Origin of the sequence: Lentzea xerophila (assembly GCF_051094245.1) — a bacterium.
Lineage (GTDB): Bacteria > Actinomycetota > Actinomycetes > Mycobacteriales > Pseudonocardiaceae > Lentzea > Lentzea xerophila.
This window is the reverse complement of record NZ_CP194934.1, coordinates 8415056-8432795: the sequence shown is the minus strand read 5'-3', so window position 1 is coordinate 8432795 and position 17740 is coordinate 8415056. Positions and strand designations below refer to the sequence as shown.

Here is a 17740-nt window from a genome sequence, read left to right as displayed (position 1 = left end):
GTGACCAATTCCGGCCGGAAGCGCTGTCAGCCGACCTCGGCGGCCGTCGGGTAGGACGGCTGCGCCCCCGCTTTCGTCACCGACAAGGCGGCGACCTTCACGGCGTATCTCGCGGCCTGGACCAGGGAGTCGCCCTCGGCCAGCCGGGCGGACAGCGCTCCGGCGAACGCGTCACCGGCACCCGTCGTGTCGACCACCTCGTCGACCTCGACCGAGGGCACCTCGACGATGCCCGACGGCTCCACCACGGCGGCACCGCGCGAGCCGAGCGTGACGATCGCCGAGCTCGGACCGAGCGCGAGCAGGTCGCCCCACTCCGAAGCGAGCTGCGCGGCCTCGTGCTCGTTCACGATCAGCACGTTCAGCTGCCGCAACGTCGCCGCGGGCAGTTCGGCGACCGGCGAGAGGTTGAGAACCGTGCGGACCCCCTCGCGGGAAGCGACAGCGATCGCGTGGACCACCGTCTCCAGCGGTACTTCCAAAGAGCAGGTCAGCACGCTCACACCGGCGAACGAGAGACCGTCCACATCGGACGGAGACACGTCGAAGTTGGCGCCGGGCGAGACGACGATGGAGTTCTCGCCGTCCGGAGTCACGGTGATGTAGGCGATCCCGGTCGGCCGCGCGGAAGTCTTCACCAGCGACGTGCCGACGCCGGACGACTCCAGCGACTCGCGCAGCAGCGAGCCGTACCCGTCACCACCGACGGCGCCGACGAGCGCGACGGAAGCGCCGAGGCGAGCGGCGGCGACGGCGGTGTTCGCGCCCTTGCCGCCGGGCAGGACGACGGTGTCGCCGCCGAGTACGGTCTCACCGCCGGTGGGCCGCCTGCCGACCTCGACCACGAGGTCGGCGTTGGCGGACCCGAGAACGAGCAGCGTGTTCGTCACTTGATGAACTCTGCCACGTTCTGCTTCGTGATGACCTTGACCTCGACGTCCACGACCTGCTGAACGGGCTCGCCCTTGGCGGCGTGCATGGCCTGCTCGACGGCCTTGGAACCGAGCAGCTTCGGCTGCTGCGCGACGGTCGCGGCGAGCGTGCCGTCCTGGACCGCCTTCAGGCCGTCCGGCGTGCCGTCGAAACCGACGACCTGGACGTCCTTGCCGGCGCGGGCGCCGAGGGCCTTGATCGCACCGAGCGCCATCTCGTCGTTCTCGGCGAAGATGCCCTTGATGTTCGGGTTGCCCTGCAACAGGTTCGTGGTCTCGTTGAGGCCCTTGGCGCGGTCGAAGTCCGCGACGGCCGAGGCGACGACCTTGATGTTGCCGCTGTTGAGGCCCTGCTCGAAGCCCTGGCCGCGGTCGCGCGACGCCGACGCGCCCGAGATGCCCTTGAGGTGCGCGACCTCGCCGGACGTGGCGCGGCCGAGCTCGATGGCCGCGAGGCTGCCGCCCGAGACGTTGTTCGAGGCGACCTCGGCGGCGACCTTGCCCTCGACCGAGCGGTCGACGGAGATCAGCGGGATGTTCGCCGTCTCGGCGGCCTTGGCGGCCGGTGCGGACTGCTTGGAGTCGACCGGGTTCAGGATGATCGCCTTGACGCCCTGCGTCACCAGCGTCTGCACCTGGTTGATCTGGTTCGTCGCGTCGTTCTGCGCGTCGACCACGGTCAGCTTGGCGCCGAGCTTGTCCGCCATCTCCTGCGCGCCCTGCTGCAGTTCCACGAAGAACGGGTTGTTCAAAGTGGACACCGCGAGGCCGATGGTGATGTCTCCGGACGCCCCAGTTCCGCTGCATCCGGTCGCCACGAGAGCTGCGGCACCGAGCGTCAGCGCGATCCGTCGGGTCACCTTCATTGGTGTCTTCCTTACCTGTTGCGGGTTTTCTCAGCGACGGCGTAGTGAGTCGAGCAGCGCGGCGAGAGCGATCACCGCGCCGATGACGACCTGCTGCCAGAACGGCGGCACCTGCAGCAGGTTCAGGCCGTTGCGCAGGACGGCGAGCACAAGTGCGCCGACCAACGTCCCGGTGGCGCGGCCGACGCCACCGGACAACGACGCACCACCGATGACGACGGCGGCGATGGCGTCGAGCTCGTAGCCGACCGCCGCCTGCGGTCCGGCGGACCCGAGCCGTCCCGCGAGCACGAGGCCCGCGGCGGCGGCGAAGAGGCCGGAAAGCGCGTAGATCCAGAGCTTCTGCCGGCGGACGTCGATGCCGCTGAGCTTCGCCGCCTCCTCGTTGCCGCCGATCGCGTACATGCGGCGGCCGAGGTTGGTGCGGGTGAGGATCAGGCCGGTGATGCCGAAGAACGCCAGCATCAGCAGCAGCGGCAACGGGAGCATCGGCGCGAGGTTCGATCCGAGGAACGTGACCACGGCGTCGGTCTCGTGCGGCTGGCCCTCGGAGAACACCAGCGTGAGTCCGCGGGCGACGCTCAGCATGGCCAGCGTCGCGATGAACGGCGGCAGCTTGCCGTAGCTGATCAGCGCGCCGTTGACGAGGCCGCACAGCGCGCCGACGACCAGGCCGAGCGGCCCGGCGGTGAGCGCGCCGACCATCGCGGCCAGCGCGGCGATGCTGCCGACGGACAGGTCGATGCCGCCCGCGACGACCACGAACGTCATGCCGAACGCCATGATCGCGATGACCGCGGCCTGGACGCCGACGTTGAGCAGGTTCTGCGCGTTGAGGAACGCCGGCTGCATGATCGCGATGACCACGGCGAGCAGCAGAAGCCCGGCCAGCGCTCCGTTCTCACTGGCGTACTTGCGGATGCTGATCGTGGTCATGCCGAAATCTCCTGCACGGCGAGTGCCATCACCTGGTCCTGGGTCGCGCCCTTCGGCAGCTCACCGGCCACCCGGCCGTGTGCCATCACGACGACGCGGTCGCTCATCCCGATCACCTCGGGCAGGTCGCTGGACACGAGCAGCACGGCCCGGCCCTGCGCGGTCATGCGGTTGATCAGCTCGTAGATCTCGACCTTGGCGCCGACGTCGACGCCGCGCGTGGGCTCGTCGAGGATCAGCACCTTCGGGTCGGCCAGCAGCCACTTGCCGATGACGACCTTCTGCTGGTTGCCGCCGGAGAGCTCCTTCACCGGCTGCTCGACGCGGCCCTTGATCCGGAGCTTGCCCGCGATGTCGTGCAGGCGCCCGGAGTCGCGGTTCCCGAGCGTCACGAGTTCGAGGTTCCGGCCGACGGTCGCGGTGAGGACCAGGCCCTGGCCCTTGCGGTCCTCCGGGACCAGGCCGAGGCCGGCTTTGATCGCCGCCTGGACGTCGCCGCGGCGCAACGGCTTCCCGTCCACCACCACCGAGCCGTGGTCGTAGCCGTCCACGCCGAACGCGGCGCGCGCGACTTCCGTTCGTCCCGCGCCGACCAGGCCGGCGATGCCGACGACCTCACCCGCGTGGACCTCGATGCTGATGTCGTGGAAGACCCCGCGCTTGGTCAGGCCCGAGATGCTGAGGAGGGGCTGACCTGGGCGTTGTTGTGCGCGCGGGTACTGCTCGTCGATCGGGCGGCCGACCATGAGCTCGATCATGTGCCGGGTGGTGGCGCGCGGTCCGAGGACGCCGACCGACCTGCCGTCGCGCAGGATCGTGATGCGGTCGGCGATGCGCTGGATCTCGTCGAGGTGGTGCGTGATGAAGACGAGGCCGACGCCGTTGTCGCGCAGCTGGGCCATGATCTGCAGCAACCGGTCGGTCTCGGTGTCGGTGAGGACCGCGGTCGGCTCGTCGAGGATCAGCACGCCGGCGTCCTTGTCGAGCGCGCGGGCGATCTCGATCATCTGCTGCTGGGCGATGCCGAGGTCGCGGACCTTGGCGTCCGGGTCGACGTGGAGGCCTACGCGGTCGAGCAGCTTCGGGGCCCGGCGACGCATCTCGGCGCGGTCGACGAAGCCGAACCTGCGCGGGAGCCGGTTGAGGAACAGGTTCTCCGCGACCGACAGCTCCGGGACGAGCGCCAGTTCCTGGTGGATGACGGCGAGGCTGGCGTCGCCCTCGATCGTGCCCGCGTCCTGGCTGTGGATGCCCGCGAGGACCTTGACCAGCGTGGACTTGCCCGCGCCGTTCTCGCCGAGCAGGACGTGGACCTCACCCGCGTTGATGTCGAGGTCGACGCCGTCCAACGCCTTGGTCGTGCCGAAGTGCTTGGTGATGCCGCGGGCGGTGATGAGGGTCTTCACAGCTCGGCCTCCCCGAGCGAGCCGCGCAGCACGAGCTTCGCGGTGAGGCGGACGTCGTCGGGCTGCCGGCCGTCGATCAGGGCGAGCAGGCTGCGCGCGGCGGCTCGGCCCATCTCCACGGTCGGCTGCGCGATGACCGTGATCGGCGGGTCGAGCAGCGGGAACCACGGCTGGTCGTCGAACACCGCGAGCGCGATGTCGTGCGGGATCTGCAGGCCGCGGGCCCTGATCTCGCCGAGCGCGCCGAGGCCCATCAGGTTGTCCATCGCGACCAGCGCGGTGGCGCCGTCGTCGAGGAGCCTGGCGGCGGCCTGGCTGCCGCTCTCCTGCCGGAAGTCGCCGTGCACGACCTGCGCGAGGCCGCCGAGCGCGCCGGTCAGCACGTCGGTTCGTTCTCTTCCAGTGGAGGTGTTCGGCGGGCCCGCGATCACTCCGATGCGGGTGTGGCCGGCACCGACGAGCCGCCGGGCGAGCGCGGTCAATGCCTCGCTGCCGTCGGCGCGGACGACGGGGCATGTCGCGCCCCTGACCGTCCGGTCGAGCAGGACGAGCGGTACGCCGCCTGCGCTCACTTCGCGGACCAGACTCGGGTCGTCGGTCGCGGGGCACAGCAGGAGGCCGTCCACCCGGCGGTCGAGCAGGGTGCGCACGTAGGTGGCCTCCTGCTCGGCGCTCTCGTCGGCGTTCCCGATCACGACGCAGTAGCCGTGTGACCGGGCTTCGTCCTCGACCGCTCGGGCGATCTCGGCGAAGAACGGGTTCAGCAGATCGCTGATGACCAGACCGAGGGTCTGGGTGCTGGTGGTCCTGAGGGACCGCGCCAGGGCGTTGGGCCGGTAGCCGAGCTCCTCGATCGCGGCGAGCACGCGCACACGCGTCTCGGGAGTCGGCGCGGCATGGCCGTTGAGCACGCGCGACACGGTGGCCGTCGAGACGCCGGCGTGCTGCGCGACGTCCTTCATGGTCGTCACGAGGCCGTAGTTAATCGATTACACATGGATCCAGTCAAGCTGGATGAGTAGGTGTACGGATGTAACCGGGCGTGTGCTGCCTCACCCTGATCACATGGACGGACAGGACCGCCTCGGGTACGAGCAGCGCCTCGCGCTGGAGCTCGCGGCCATCGGGCAGCGGCTGACGACGATCAGCTCGGAGATGCGCGAGCACTCCGCCTCGGTCTCGGCCGCGGCGACCGCGGTGGCGGAGGTGGCCGCCCCACCGCCGGTTCCCCAGGCCCCGGTGAACGTGCCGGTCCAGGCTCCGCCGCCACAGCAGGCGCCCCAGCAGGCACCACCGCAGGCGCCGCCCAACCCGTGGTCGCAGCAGGCCCCGGCCGGCCCGCACTTCCCGCCGCCTCCGCAGGCGCAGTGGCCACAACAGCCGCCGCAGCAGCCGTGGCCCGCGCCGCAGCCGCGCGAGACGCTGTTCGAGAAGCTCGGCAAGGACGGCGCCGGCGCGAAGCTGCTGGCCTGGGTCGGTGGCGCGATCACCGTGCTCGGGTTCGTGCTGCTGCTGATCCTCGCCATCCAGCGCGGCTGGCTCGGCCCGATGCCGCGCGTCATCGGTGGCGCGGTGTTCAGCGGCGCGCTGGTCGGCATCGGCATGTGGCTGCACCGCAACCCGGCCGGGCGCACCGGGGCGTTCGCGCTGGCCGCCACCGGTTTCGCGGGGCTCTACCTCGACGTCATCGCGGCCACGAGCCTGTACGGGTACCTGCCGGAGGGCGTCGGGCTGGTCGTCGGCCTCGGGGTCGCGGCGGCCGGTGTCGTGCTCGCGCTGCGCTGGAACTCGCAAGCGCTCGCGGTCGGCGTCGTCGCAGCCTGTGCGGTGTGCTCGCCGATCATCACCGAAGGCTTCACGGTCCTGCTCGTCGGCTTCCTGCTGGTGCTGAAGATGGCCAGCACGCCGGTCCAGATCCAGCGCAACTGGCCGGGTCTCGCGATCGCCGGCGGCTTCCCGCCGATCCTCGCCTCGCTGCTCACGACCGCGAACGCCATCCCGCGCTCCTACGAGTGGACCGTGGTCGGCGTCGCGGCCGCCACGACCGTCGTCGGCATCCTCGTCGCGCTGCTGACGATCCGGAAGCGCCCGGACGACATCGTCGCGATCGCGCTGGTCGCGGGCTCACCGTTGGCGGCGATGTTCGCCACCACGCTGCTGGAGGCGCCGGTCAACTCCGTGCTCGCCGGTGCGGTCGCCGCGGTCCTGCTGGCGATCTGGATGGTCCCGGACCTGCCCCGCGCGTTCACGACGGCCGCCGGTGCGACGGGCATGCTCGCGTTGTTCCAGACCACGGTGATCGCGCTCGACGGCAACGTCCGCACGGCGATCGTGCTGGCCGAGGCGGTGCTGCTGGCGTTCCTCGCGGCACGGCTGAACAAGAAGAGCGCGCTGGCCGGGTCCATCGCGTTCGGCGTCGTCGGGTTCTTCCTGGCGATCGGCCAGGCCGTGCCGATCACGTGGCTGGTGGAGGAGCCCCGCTTCTTCAACACCGTCGACCAGGGCGACTACGCGGCCGGTCTGGTCACGGCGGTGGTGCTGGCCGTCTACGCCGCGATCGTGCCGTGGGCCGCACTGAAGATGCAGGTGCTGCGCGAGCCGGCGAAGCACCCGTTCCCGTGGATCACCGCCGGGCTCGTGCTGCTCTACGGCGCGGCGGGGGCGGTGCTGTGCGCGGCGCTGCTGATGTCGCCGAACGAGACCGGGTTCCTCTTCGGACACTCGATGGTCACCGTGTCGTGGACGGTCGCCGCGTTGTTCCTGCTGGTCAGGGGAATCAACAACAAGGCGCTGCGGATCTGTGGCCTGATCCTCGTCGGCGCGGCGGTCGTGAAGCTCGTGCTGTTCGACCTCGCCGCGCTCGACGGCATCGCCCGCGTGCTCGCGTTCCTCGGCGCCGGTCTGGTCCTGCTCACGGCGGGCACCCGGTACGCCAGGCTGGTGGCGTCGGCGAACAACGCCGGCTGAACAACTCCGGCTGACCGACGATCGTCGCCCGCGCCGCCGTCGCGGGCGACGGTCGTACTACTACCAGGCAAAGATTTCCCTCGACAGTGTGACCGAAATTGATCGAAAGCACCCGGAAGTGGTCCCATCGGGCGTATGGCAAAGCCACGCCTCGTGGCCGCGGTTCTAGCGCTCTCAGCGGCCTTCGCGGCGACGGGTGTTCACCAGGGGCACGAGTACACGACCACCTCTTCCGCCTCGGCGGCACCGCTTGCGTACGTGGTGGGCAGGAGCGGTCTCGTCCAGGTCGTCGACACCCGCACCGGCTCCGTTCTCGCGCAGGCCGACACGGCGGGCCGCGCGACCGGTGTCGCCGTGTCTCCCGACGGGCAGCGCCTCTACGTGATCAACGGGTGGACCGGCGCGATCACCGCGGTCGACCCGCACACCGGCACGATCGTCGACCGGCTCTTCACCCAGGTCCAGCTCTCCCACGCCGCGATGCGCCCGGACGGGCAGCGCCTCTACGTCTCGGCCGGTGGCGGCGTCGCGGTGGTGGACACGGAGCACTTCCGGCTGGTCGCGGCCATCAAGGTCGGCGGGCAGCCGCAGGGCCTCGCCGTGCACCCGAACAACCGGGTCCTCTACGTGGCCAACTCCCAGGACGGCACGGTCGGGCTGGTCGACACGGCGACGGCGTTCCAGACCTCGACGGTGCCGGTCGGCGGACTGCCCCAGCACCTGGCGCTCTCGCCGGACGGCAAACGCTTGTACGTGAGCGGAATGCGCCTCGGCGAGTCCACGCCCGGCACGTTGTCGGTGATCGACACGACGACGAACCAGGTCGTCGGCGCGCTGGGCGTCGGCAGGGGAGCGGGCAGCATCGCGGTCACCGCGGACGGCGACACGGTCTACCTGACGCTGCCGAAGGAACGCGCGGTCCTGGTGGTCGACGCGGCGACCATGAAGGTGCGCGAACGTTTGCCCTTCGACTCGCCGAACGTCGCCATCGCGCCGGGTGACTCGCGGGTCTTCCTCGCGACCGGCACGACGACGACGGTGCTGGACAGCTCGAACGCGGTCCTGGCGACCTACCGGATGAAGTCGGGCGAACTGGAGAAGGCGAGGCCGCGCCAGTTCGACGCGGCCATGATCGCCTTCTCTCCCGGTCAGCCGACGGCGACCGGCTTGCGGACCTCGTCGTCGAGGTCGTCGACCGGCTCGTCGTGAAGCGCCAGGCGTTCCTGGATCCGCCTGAGCGGACCGGGTGACCACCACGCGGCGTTACCGAGGAGCTTGAGCACGGCCGGCACGAGCAGCATCCGGACGATGGTGGCGTCGAGCGCCAGCGCGAGGATCATGCCGACGCCGACGAACCGCATCATCGCGACCTGCGAGAACGCGAACGCACCGGTCACCAGGATCAGCAGCAGCGCGGCCGAGGTGATCACCCGGCCGGTCTTGGCGAGGCCGGTGGTCACCGCCTCCTCGGTCGTCGCGCCCTGGCTGCGGGCCTCGACCATCCTGCTGAGCAGGAAGACCTCGTAGTCCGTCGACAGACCGAACACGATGGCCGCCATCAGCACGACGATGCCGGACTCGAGCGGCCCCGGCGTGACGCCGAGCCAGTCGGCGAAGTGGCCCTCCTGGAACACCCAGACCAGCACGCCGAACGTCGCTGACAGCGACAGCGCGCTCATCAGCACCGCCTTGATCGGCAGCAGGACCGAGCCGAACGCCAGGAACATCAGCACCAGCGTCGCGCCGACCAGCAGCCCGATCATCAACGGCAGACCGTCGGCGATGGCGTCGAGCGAGTCGCTGACCATGGCGGTGTTGCCGCCGACCAGCACCTCGGTGCCGACGGGAGGCTCCAGCGCGCGGACGTCCTTCAGCGCCTGCTTCGACTCCTCGCTCAGCGCGTCGTGGTCCAGCCCGGCCGACGCGGCCGTGACGCCGTTGTCCGCGCCCAGCGGCTGGACCTCACCGACGCCGGGGACGTCCGCGACCTTGCCCAGGTACTCCTGGACGGCGGCCTGGTCGCCGCCACTGACGACGATCTTGAAGCCGGTGTTGGAGAGCGTCGAGAAGTTCTCGTTGATGTTCTCGGTGGCCACGCGCACGGCGTTGCCCTCGGGCAGCACCTTCTCGGTGACCTGGCCGAACTGGACGCCCAGGAACGGCGAGCCGAGCGCGATGAGCACACCGATGATCGGCACCGCGATCAGTACGGGCCGCTTCATGACCGCACCGCTGAGCCGGCGCCAGCCGCGTTCGCTCGGCTCCTTCCTGCGCCACGGCATGGCGAGCTTGTCGACCCGGTGACCGAGCACGCCGAGCAGCGCGGGCAGCAGCGTCAGCGAGACCAGCGCCGCGATCGCGACCGACGCCACACCGCCGTACGCGAGGGACTTCAGGAAGCCGTGCGGGAAGAGCAGCAACCCGGCCAGCGCGATGACCAGCAGCGTCGCGCTGAACATCACCGTGCGTCCGGCGGATGCGACCGTGCGGCTGACGGCCTGCTCGGTGGAACGTCCCTGGGCGAGCTCCTCACGGAACCGGCCGACCATGAACAGTCCGTAGTCGATCGCCATGCCCAGGCCGAGCAGCGACGCCACGTTGACCGCGAACGAGTTGACCTCGGTGAAGATCGCGACGGCGTGCAGCACGCCGAGCGCACCCATGATCGAGAGACCACCGACGACGACGGGCAGCGAGGCGGCGACCAGACCGCCGAAGATGATCACGAGCAGCAGCAGGACCAGCGGCAACGAGAACATCTCGGCGCGCGTCAGGTCCTCCTGGGACATGTCGTTGATGGCCTTCTGGGTGGGCACGAGCCCACCGACCTGCTGGCTGAAGCCGTCGATCGCGAGCTGCTGCTCGACGTCCTGGAACTGCTTGATCTGCTCGTTCGAGTCACCACTGGTCAGCGTGATGGCGACGAGCGCCTGCTGCTTGTCGTCGGACGGCACCGGCCCGACGGTCCGCAGGACGTCGTCCTTGGGGAAACCACTGATGTGGTCGGCGATCTTCTTGAGCTCGAGCGGGTTCGCGAAATCGCCGCGGTAAATGACGATCACGTCACCGTTCTGCCGCCCGAACGCCTCCTCGGCTACCTTGTCGGCCCGCGCCGCCTCGCTGGAAGGAGCCTCGTACCCACCCTGGCTGAGCTTGTCGAACACGCCCAGGCCCCACACGCCACCCAGGACGGCGAGCAGCACTGTCGCGACCAGGACCACCCACCGGCGGCGATATGCGATCCAGCCCCACTTCGCGAACATCGGCGACGGCCTCCTGGGTTACCGTTCTGCAAATCCCGTGAACTCTTGTAAACACCGTTCACCGAAACCGTACGGGGCCGTGGACAGGGTCTACAACCCGATGGAGTGACATATGACCGAGGCCACTCGCCGAGAACGACTCCGCGCTGAAACCGAGCGTGAGATTCGGCAGGCGGCCCGCGCCCTTTTGGTCGAAAGCGGCCGCGACGCGGTTACCCTGCGTGCCATCGCGCGCAAACTAGGCATCACCGCGCCCGCCCTGTACCGCTACTACGACTCGCACGACGCGCTGCTGCGCCAGCTCTGCGACGACATCTGCGACGACATGGCGGCAGCGCTGCACGCGGACCTCGCCGCCGACACGTCGGGCCAGGTGGGATGCAAGGTCAGGGCGGTGTGCCACGCCTTCCGCCACTGGGCGCTGGTCCACCCGCAGGAGTTCGCGCTGGTCTTCGCCTCACCGCGCGACCCGCTCGGCGCCGACCAGTTCGGGTCGGTGTTCCTGCAGCTCGCCGGGCCGCTGATCGCGTCCAACCAGGAAGCGAAGCACGTGGACGAGGAGGTGCCCGCGGCGCTGCACGAGGACCTGGTCCGGTTCCAGCAGGTGCTGATGGGGGCGGTGTCCGACCACGGCGTCACGGTGGGCGACGACGTGCTGAACCTGGGCAAGATCCACCACATCGTCCAGTCATGGGTCCGGCTCTACGGGCACGTCGCGCTGGAGGTGTTCGGGCGGTTCCCGTTCACGGTGACCAACCCGGAGCCGATGTTCGACAGCATGCTGGACCAGATGCTGACGGACATCGGCTTCCCGGAAGAGGAGATCAGCTGACCGAGTCGCGCACGTAGTCGCGCAACGTGCGCGGGGGACGGCCGAGCAGCTTCGTCATGATCTCGACCTCGCCGGGGTCGGTGGGCAGGGGTGTCGAGCCGAGCAGCTCGAAGCTGCGGATCCAGTCGTCCAGCTTGCGCCCGGTGAGCCTCTTCGCGAGCGCGTCCCGCCACTGCGGGTCGTCACCGGTGTAGTGAACCTCGCGGCCGAGCTCCTCCGCCCAGATCCGCGCGCTCTGCTCGCCGTTCAGCGACTCCGGCCCCAGGAGCTGGTACGACCCCGGCGCGAAGCTCCCGTCGGTGAGCGCGGTGACGAGCACCTCGGCCGCGTCCCGCAGGTCGATCCGGTTGACACCGCCGGGGTGCAGCGGTGACGGGAAGACGCCCGCCTCGATGTCCGCCCGGAAGACCTCGTCGTTCTGGGCGAAGTTGGTGATGCTGAACATCGCCGGCCTGGTGTCGGTGCCCGCCAGGAACGCCGCCAGCTCCAGCTTGGGCAGGTACGCGGGGATCGCGCGGCCCGCCGCCTGCCGCGCGGCCGGGTCCTCGAGGTGGTAGCCGCCGAACACGAGGCGCGCCCCCGCTCGTTCGGCCTCCTGACCGAAGATCGTCGCGATCTCGATCTCGTTGGCCTCGTGCGGCGACACGTAGAACGCCGAGTCGACGCCTTTGAGCGCGGCACGGACCGCCTCGCGGTCGGCCAGGTCGCCTTCCACGAGTTCAACCGTGTCAGGCACGTTCGCCCGTCCCTTGTTGCGCACCAACGCGCGCACATCCGCGCCTCTGCGCACGGCCTCGTCGAGCACTAAGCCACCCACGGTGCCGGTTGCCCCGATGATCAGCGTCCTGGTCATGCCGTCCTCCATTGACTTTGAGTCAGCGACTCTTAATCAACGAATACTCCCCTCACTGACTCGAAGTCAACGAGTGCTAGCGTGGACGCCATGAACCGCGCCGCCACCGCTGCCGCAACGAAGGAGAAAGTGCTGGCCGCGGCACGTGAGCTGTTCATCACCTCGAAGTACGACGACGTGAAGGCGGCCGACATCGCCCGCGCGGCCGGCGTCGCGCACGGGTTGGTGTTCCACCACTTCGGCAGCAAGCTCGGCCTCTACCTGGAGGTGCTCTGCTCCATCCGGCGTGAGGTGCTGAACCTGCACGTCAGCGACCCGGCCGTGCCGATGGGGAAGCGGATCCGCCAGTCGCACGCGGCGCACCTGGCGTACCTGGCGGCGCATCGCGACCTGGCATTGAACCTGGTGCTGCGGCCGTGGGGTGCGGAGGAGACGTTCGACCACGTCCGGGACGAGGGCAACCGGAAGCTGTGCGAGAACCTGGGCCTGGACTTCGAGCGGCCGGCGATCAGGGCCGTGCTGCGGACGTACGCGACGGCGGCGGACCAGCTCGCTCGCGACTACCTGGCCGGAGAGCACCCGTTCGACCAGGACGTGGTCGTGGAGATGCTGATGACCGTGCTCGCGGGAACGTTGCGGGCGGCACAGGTCGCCGACCCGTCACTGGACCTCGGAGAGGTGCTGGAGGAGCTGGCGCGGCCGTAGCCGCGCCAGCCCGTTGCTACAGAACTACGTTCACCAGGCGGCCGGGCACGACGATCACCTTGCGCGGTTCGCCACCGGCGACCAGCTCGGCGATCTTCTCCTCGGCCAGCGCCGCCGCCTTGATCTCGTCCTGCGACGCGGACGCCGAGACCACGACCCGCGAGCGGACCTTGCCGTTGACCTGGATCGGGTACTCGACGGTGTCCTCGACCAGGTACTGCTCGTCGGCCTTCGGGAACGGGCCGTGCGCCAGCGTGCCGTCGTTGCCCAGCTTCGCCCACAGCTCCTCGGCCACGTGCGGGGCCTGCGGAGCCAGCATCAGCACCATGGGCTCGGCCAGCGCGCGGGGCGTGCCGGCGGCGTAGTGCTTGGTGACGAAGTTGTTCAGTTCGATCAGCTTCGCGCCCGCCGTGTTGTAGCGCAGGTTCGCGTAGTCGTCGTGGACGCCGGCGATCGTCTTGTGCAGCAGCCGCAACGCTTCCGCGGACGGCTCTTCGTCCGTGACGCGCAGCGAGCCGTCGGTCTCGTCGACCAGGTTGCGCCACAGACGCTGCAGGAACCGTTGCGCGCCAACGACGTCCTTGGTCGCCCACGGGCGTGACACGTCCATCGGGCCCATGGACATCTCGTAGAACCGGAACGTGTCGGCGCCGTACGTCTCGCACATCTGGTCCGGCGTGACGACGTTCTTCAGGCTCTTGCCCATCTTCCCGTACTCACGGCGGACTTCCTCGCCGTTGTACGTGTACTTGCCGTCCTGCTCGACGACCTCGTCCGCCGGCACGTAGACGCCGCGCGGGTCGACGTACGCGTACGCCTGGATGTAGCCCTGGTTGAACAGGCGGCGGTACGGCTCGTCGCCGCTCAGGTGGCCCAGGTCGAACAAGACCTTCTGCCAGAAGCGCGAGTACAGCAGGTGCAGCACCGCGTGCTCGACGCCGCCGATGTACAGGTCGACGCCGCCGGGGTCGGTCGGGCCGTGCTCGGCCGTGCGCGGGCCCAGCCAGTACTTCTCGTTCTCCGGGTCGACGAACCGCTCGGTCTCGACCGGGTCGACGTAGCGCAGCTGGTACCAGCACGAACCCGCCCAGTTCGGCATGGTGTTCGTGTCGCGGCGGTACGTCTTCACGCCGTCGCCCAGGTCCAGCTCGACGGTCGTCCACTCGGTCGCGCGCGACAGCGGCGGCGACGGCTCGGTGTTCGCGTCCTCCGGGTCGAAGGTGCGCGGCGAGTAGTCGTCGACGTCCGGCAGCTCGATCGGCAGCATCGACTCGGGCAGCGCGATGGCGGTGCCCGCCTCGTCGTAGACGACCGGGAACGGCTCGCCCCAGTAGCGCTGGCGGCTGAACAGCCAGTCGCGCAGCTTGAACTGGACGGTGCCGTGGCCGTGGCCGTTCTCCTCCAGCCAGCCAATGATCGTCTTCTTGGCGTCGTCGATCGCCATGCCGTCCAGGAAACCGGAGTTCACGGCAGGGCCGTCACCGGTGTAGGCCTCGCCCTCGAAGCCTTCCGAGGGCTGGACCGTGCGGACGATCGGCAGGTCGAACTTCTTCGCGAAGTCCCAGTCGCGCTGGTCCTGGCCGGGGACGGCCATGATCGCGCCGGTGCCGTAGCCCATCAGCACGTAGTCGGCGATGTAGACGGGGATGTCCTTGCCGTTCACCGGGTTCGTGGCGTACGCCCCGATGAAGACGCCGGTCTTCTCCTTGTTCTCCTGACGGTCCAGTTCGGACTTCAGGGACGCGGCGCGCCGGTACGCGGCGATGTCTGCCACGCGATCGGGCGTCGCAATCTGGTCCACCAGCTCGTGTTCCGGTGCCAGGACCATGTAGGTCGCGCCGAACAACGTGTCCGGGCGGGTCGTGAAGACCTCAATGTTCTCTTCTCCCACCGCAAATCGGACACGGGCGCCATGCGAGCGCCCGATCCAGTTGCGCTGCATGGCCTTGACCTTGTCCGGCCAGTCCAGCCGGTCCAAGTCGTCGATCAGCCGGTCCGAGTACGCGGTGATGCGCATCATCCACTGGCGCAGGTTTTTCCTGAACACCGGGAAGTTGCCACGCTCACTGCGACCGTCCGCCGTGACCTCTTCGTTCGCCAGCACAGTACCCAGTCCGGGACACCAGTTGACGGGCGCCTCCGACAAGTAGGCCAGCCGGAATTCGCCCAAGATCCTTTGCTGGTCGGCAAAAGACAGCTCAGACCACGTGTGGCCACCCGGAACGTCCCGCTCACCAGACTCGAACTGCGAGATCAACTCGGCGATCGGGCGGGCCTTGCGCAGATCCGCGTCGTACCAGGAGTTGAAGATCTGCAAGAAGATCCACTGGGTCCACTTGTAGTACTCGGGGTCGATCGTCGAGATGCGGCGGCGCTCGTCGTGGCCCAGCCCCAGCCTGCGGATCTGGCGCAGGTAGGTGTTGATGTTGTCCTCGGTGGTCTTGCGCGGGTGCTGGCCGGTCTGCACCGCGTACTGCTCGGCGGGCAGGCCGAACGCGTCGAAACCCATGGTGTGCAGCACGTTGCGGCCGTTCATGCGGTGGTACCGCGCGAAGACGTCCGTGCCGATGAAGCCCAGCGGGTGGCCGACGTGCAGGCCGGCGCCGCTCGGGTACGGGAACATGTCCTGCACGAACAGCTTGTCCGCGGGTACGTCACCCTTGAGCGCGCCGACCGGGTTGGGCGCGTGGTAGGTGCCGTTGTTCTCCCAGTACCGCTGCCACCGCTCCTCGATCTGGTTCGCCAGCTCGGCGGTGTAGCGGTAGGCGGGGATCTCCGCCGCGTCCGTGCTCATGTTGATGAGTCCCTCTCCATCGATCCTGCCCCTGACATGACGAAACCCCCCAGCCCAGACGGGCATGGAGGGTGGCCGCGCCGACCGTCTTGCGAACGGGTCGTCGCGGCTAGATAAGGAGCAGGCGGGCCGTGCTCATGTCGTCAACGGTATCAGCGCACCGCAAGCGCGATGAACTGGGTGACCTGGGCAGGGGAGAAGTTGTCGTCCGAGACCAGCCACAACGTGCCGTCCGGACCCCAGGCCATGCCTTCGAGGTTGTCGGGCTTGGTGAACGTGCCGATGTCGGCCAGCAGGCGCTTCTTGTGCTGCGACGGGCGGTACTCGAACAGGCGAACCTTGTTGCCGAGCGTCGGGCTGAACGACCGCTCCAGCACGAGGTAGACGCCGGGGGACTTCTCCAGGACCGCCGTGACGCCGGTGCTCGCGTCCGGGGCGAACAACGGCTCCTGCTGGTAGCGGTACTGGGCGACGACCTGACCGGTGCGCGTCTGGACGACGATCCGGGAGACCGCGCCCTTCTTCTCGTCCGCGGGCGGTCCGTCCTGCAGGAGCGGGCCTTCGAGAGCGGTGACGACGAGGCTGCCGCCGAGCGCGAACGTGAGACCTTCCAGCGCCTGGTTCTGCCGCGGACCGGACTCGGGCTTCATCTTCAGGTCCTCAGGCGTGGGCAGTCCGCGCTTGAAGGAACCGTCGTGACGGCTGAACTGCACCGACGGGTCGATGAGCGTCGTCGGCGTGCGGTCGCCCTCCTGGCTCCACAGCAGGTCACCGGTCCACGCGTCGACACGAACGTCTTCCGGGTCGACCGTGCCGGGTGCGTACGGGCCGTTGGGTCCCACGAGAGAGTGCACTTCGGTGAACTCGACGCCCTTGCGCGAGAGCTTGCCTTCGTAGAACCGGGGCGCCACCCGGTCGTCGCTGATCAGCACCCATTTCCTCGAGCGCCGGTCGTAGTCGAGGCCGGAGATGCCGCCGACCGTCGTACCACCCACGACCAGGCCTTTCGGCACGACGTGGTGGGCGAGGAACCGGACTTCGGGGGAATGCGCCTGCGCGGGCGTCGCGCACAGACCGAGCAGCACGGGGACGAGCAGGAGGCGTCTGAGCATGGCGCACAGCACACCTGACCGGGGTGACTGCCAGGTGAACTGAGGATTCGTCCTACCCTCATGGGGTGAACATCGTGCTGTCGGTCGTCCTGGGTGTACTCGGCGTCGCTCTCGGCGCGGTCGGTCTGCTGGGCCTGCAGGGCAAGCTGCGCCGCAACCGTTTCGCCGGCGTGCGCACGGCCGCCGCGCTGCGTGACGAGGAGACGTTCGCGCTGGCCAACCGCGTCGCCGGGGTGCCGAACCTCGCGGCGGGCGCCGTGGCGATCGTGTCGGGCGCGATGGCGTTCGTCATGACCGACCTGGCCGTCACCGCTGGGATCATCGGACTGGTCGGCGCGTTCGCGATCGCCTTCGCCGGCGGAATCGTGGGGACCCGCGCGGCCGAGGCGCTGCCCGAGCCGGTCAAGCCCAAGGGCTGCGGTGGCTGCGCCTGCGGTGGCGGTGGCTGCTCCCCGCTCGCCGGGCTGTAACCCGACGTTTCACGTGAATCAGTTCTCGCGGACGTCCTTGGGATAGGTCGACAGCAGCGCCAGCGGCATGCCCTGCCGGCGCAGCACCCGGCCCCACAGGTCGACGTTCGCGCCGACCAGCACGTCGTCGGCGAGTCCGGTCACGACGATCCAGTCGCCGCGCTCGATCTCGGTCGCGAGCTGCCCCTCGCCCCAGCCGCTGTAGCCGGCGAACACCCGCAGGCCGCGCACCAGCGGCATCAGGTCGTCCGGCTCGGCGTCGAGGTCGATCAGCGCCACCGGACCCTGCACGCCGACGAGGCCCTCCACGGCAGCCGGATCGGTGCCCGCCGTCAGCGCGGCCAGGCACAGCGCCGTCTTCGGCTCGACCGGGCCGCCGATGTAGATGCACTGCGGCTTCGTGACGTGCGTGCCCCACGGCGGAAGTACGTCGTGGACCGCCACCTCGGAGGGGCGGTTCAGGACGACGCCGAGGGTCCCCTCAGGACGTTGGTCGATGATGTAGACCACGGTGCGCATGAAGTTCGGGTCGTTCAGGCTCGGAGCGGCAACCAAGAGGGAGCCTGGCTCGACTTCGGCATCGGGACGCACGTCACCATGAAAT

The 17740-nt window shown here is 69.3% G+C and carries 15 protein-coding genes; 5 read left to right on the top strand and 10 right to left on the bottom strand.

Translation table 11 applies throughout. From position 1 onward, the window contains the following. Positions 1-26 precede the first annotated feature (26 nt). Genes ACRSBM_RS40505 through ACRSBM_RS40485 form a run of 5 tightly spaced genes read right to left on the bottom strand, consistent with a single transcriptional unit; the run spans position 27 to position 5102 of the window. Positions 27-890 (bottom strand): ribokinase, encoded by an 864-nt coding sequence (locus ACRSBM_RS40505; protein WP_434451999.1) that lies wholly within the window; start codon positions 888-890, stop codon positions 27-29. Further along, positions 887-1798 (bottom strand): substrate-binding domain-containing protein, encoded by a 912-nt coding sequence (locus ACRSBM_RS40500; protein WP_434451998.1) that lies wholly within the window; start codon positions 1796-1798, stop codon positions 887-889. The genes ACRSBM_RS40505 and ACRSBM_RS40500 overlap by 4 nt, the downstream gene beginning before the upstream one ends. A gap of 30 nt (positions 1799-1828) precedes the next feature. Further along, complete coding sequence (locus tag ACRSBM_RS40495) at positions 1829-2734, bottom strand: ABC transporter permease (protein ID WP_434451997.1); 906 nt, start codon at positions 2732-2734, stop codon at positions 1829-1831. Further along, on the bottom strand, positions 2731-4140 hold the full coding sequence (locus tag ACRSBM_RS40490) for a sugar ABC transporter ATP-binding protein (RefSeq protein ID WP_434451996.1): 1410 nt from the start codon (positions 4138-4140) through the stop codon (positions 2731-2733). Before ACRSBM_RS40490 ends, ACRSBM_RS40495 begins: the two co-directional genes overlap by 4 nt. Continuing rightward, positions 4137-5102: a LacI family DNA-binding transcriptional regulator gene (locus tag ACRSBM_RS40485; RefSeq protein ID WP_434453432.1), complete on the bottom strand. Its 966-nt coding sequence runs from the start codon at positions 5100-5102 to the stop codon at positions 4137-4139. The genes ACRSBM_RS40490 and ACRSBM_RS40485 overlap by 4 nt, the downstream gene beginning before the upstream one ends. Before the next feature lie 103 nt (positions 5103-5205). Here ACRSBM_RS40485 and ACRSBM_RS40480 point away from each other — a divergent pair, with 103 nt between their 5' ends. Then, on the top strand, positions 5206-7107 hold the full coding sequence (locus ACRSBM_RS40480; RefSeq protein WP_434451995.1) for a DUF2339 domain-containing protein: 1902 nt from the start codon (positions 5206-5208) through the stop codon (positions 7105-7107). A gap of 135 nt (positions 7108-7242) precedes the next feature. After that, positions 7243-8316 (top strand): hypothetical protein, encoded by a 1074-nt coding sequence (locus ACRSBM_RS40475; protein WP_434451994.1) that lies wholly within the window; start codon positions 7243-7245, stop codon positions 8314-8316. Here ACRSBM_RS40475 and ACRSBM_RS40470 read toward each other — a convergent pair. Beyond that, positions 8256-10370 carry an MMPL family transporter gene (locus ACRSBM_RS40470; protein ID WP_434451993.1) on the bottom strand — a complete coding sequence of 705 codons (2115 nt, stop codon included), beginning with the start codon at positions 10368-10370 and terminating at the stop codon, positions 8256-8258. The genes ACRSBM_RS40475 and ACRSBM_RS40470 overlap by 61 nt on opposite strands. Positions 10371-10482: 112 nt before the next feature. Here ACRSBM_RS40470 and ACRSBM_RS40465 point away from each other — a divergent pair, with 112 nt between their 5' ends. Further along, positions 10483-11202 (top strand): TetR/AcrR family transcriptional regulator, encoded by a 720-nt coding sequence (locus ACRSBM_RS40465; protein ID WP_434451992.1) that lies wholly within the window; start codon positions 10483-10485, stop codon positions 11200-11202. Here the strand turns inward: ACRSBM_RS40465 and ACRSBM_RS40460 are convergent. Then, entirely contained in the window at positions 11195-12055 is an 861-nt protein-coding gene (locus ACRSBM_RS40460) for an SDR family oxidoreductase (protein ID WP_434451991.1), read from the bottom strand. The genes ACRSBM_RS40465 and ACRSBM_RS40460 overlap by 8 nt on opposite strands. 90 nt (positions 12056-12145) lie before the next feature. On the opposite strand from ACRSBM_RS40460, the gene ACRSBM_RS40455 reads away from it, so the two are divergent. Further along, the gene (locus ACRSBM_RS40455; RefSeq protein ID WP_434451990.1) at positions 12146-12760 is read left to right on the top strand and encodes a helix-turn-helix domain-containing protein; all 615 of its coding nucleotides are present in this window, start codon (positions 12146-12148) and stop codon (positions 12758-12760) included. Positions 12761-12776: 16 nt separating this feature from the next. Here ACRSBM_RS40455 and leuS read toward each other — a convergent pair whose 3' ends face one another. Together leuS and ACRSBM_RS40445 are read right to left on the bottom strand one after the other, a co-directional pair. After that, entirely contained in the window at positions 12777-15554 is a 2778-nt protein-coding gene (gene leuS, locus ACRSBM_RS40450) for a leucine--tRNA ligase (protein ID WP_434451989.1), read from the bottom strand. A gap of 152 nt (positions 15555-15706) precedes the next feature. Further along, positions 15707-16666: an esterase-like activity of phytase family protein gene (locus ACRSBM_RS40445; protein ID WP_434451988.1), complete on the bottom strand. Its 960-nt coding sequence runs from the start codon at positions 16664-16666 to the stop codon at positions 15707-15709. A gap of 65 nt (positions 16667-16731) precedes the next feature. Here ACRSBM_RS40445 and ACRSBM_RS40440 point away from each other — a divergent pair, with 65 nt between their 5' ends. Continuing rightward, positions 16732-17136 (top strand): SdpI family protein, encoded by a 405-nt coding sequence (locus ACRSBM_RS40440; RefSeq protein ID WP_434451987.1) that lies wholly within the window; start codon positions 16732-16734, stop codon positions 17134-17136. A gap of 18 nt (positions 17137-17154) precedes the next feature. On the opposite strand, the gene ACRSBM_RS40435 is transcribed toward ACRSBM_RS40440, so the two are convergent. Next, entirely contained in the window at positions 17155-17727 is a 573-nt protein-coding gene (locus ACRSBM_RS40435; RefSeq protein ID WP_434451986.1) for a YqgE/AlgH family protein, read from the bottom strand. Positions 17728-17740 lie beyond the last annotated feature (13 nt).

Coding starts and splice junctions, on each gene's coding strand:
- ACRSBM_RS40500 (WP_434451998.1), bottom strand. CDS start 1,798: ATGAAGGTGACCCGACGGATCGCGCTGACGCTCGGTGCCGCAGCTCTC.
- ACRSBM_RS40495 (WP_434451997.1), bottom strand. CDS start 2,734: ATGACCACGATCAGCATCCGCAAGTACGCCAGTGAGAACGGAGCGCTG.
- ACRSBM_RS40485 (WP_434453432.1), bottom strand. CDS start 5,102: ATGAAGGACGTCGCGCAGCACGCCGGCGTCTCGACGGCCACCGTGTCG.
- ACRSBM_RS40480 (WP_434451995.1), top strand. CDS start 5,206: ATGGACGGACAGGACCGCCTCGGGTACGAGCAGCGCCTCGCGCTGGAG.
- ACRSBM_RS40475 (WP_434451994.1), top strand. CDS start 7,243: ATGGCAAAGCCACGCCTCGTGGCCGCGGTTCTAGCGCTCTCAGCGGCC.
- ACRSBM_RS40470 (WP_434451993.1), bottom strand. CDS start 10,370: ATGTTCGCGAAGTGGGGCTGGATCGCATATCGCCGCCGGTGGGTGGTC.
- ACRSBM_RS40465 (WP_434451992.1), top strand. CDS start 10,483: ATGACCGAGGCCACTCGCCGAGAACGACTCCGCGCTGAAACCGAGCGT.
- ACRSBM_RS40460 (WP_434451991.1), bottom strand. CDS start 12,055: ATGACCAGGACGCTGATCATCGGGGCAACCGGCACCGTGGGTGGCTTA.
- ACRSBM_RS40455 (WP_434451990.1), top strand. CDS start 12,146: ATGAACCGCGCCGCCACCGCTGCCGCAACGAAGGAGAAAGTGCTGGCC.
- leuS (WP_434451989.1), bottom strand. CDS start 15,554: ATGAGCACGGACGCGGCGGAGATCCCCGCCTACCGCTACACCGCCGAG.
- ACRSBM_RS40445 (WP_434451988.1), bottom strand. CDS start 16,666: ATGCTCAGACGCCTCCTGCTCGTCCCCGTGCTGCTCGGTCTGTGCGCG.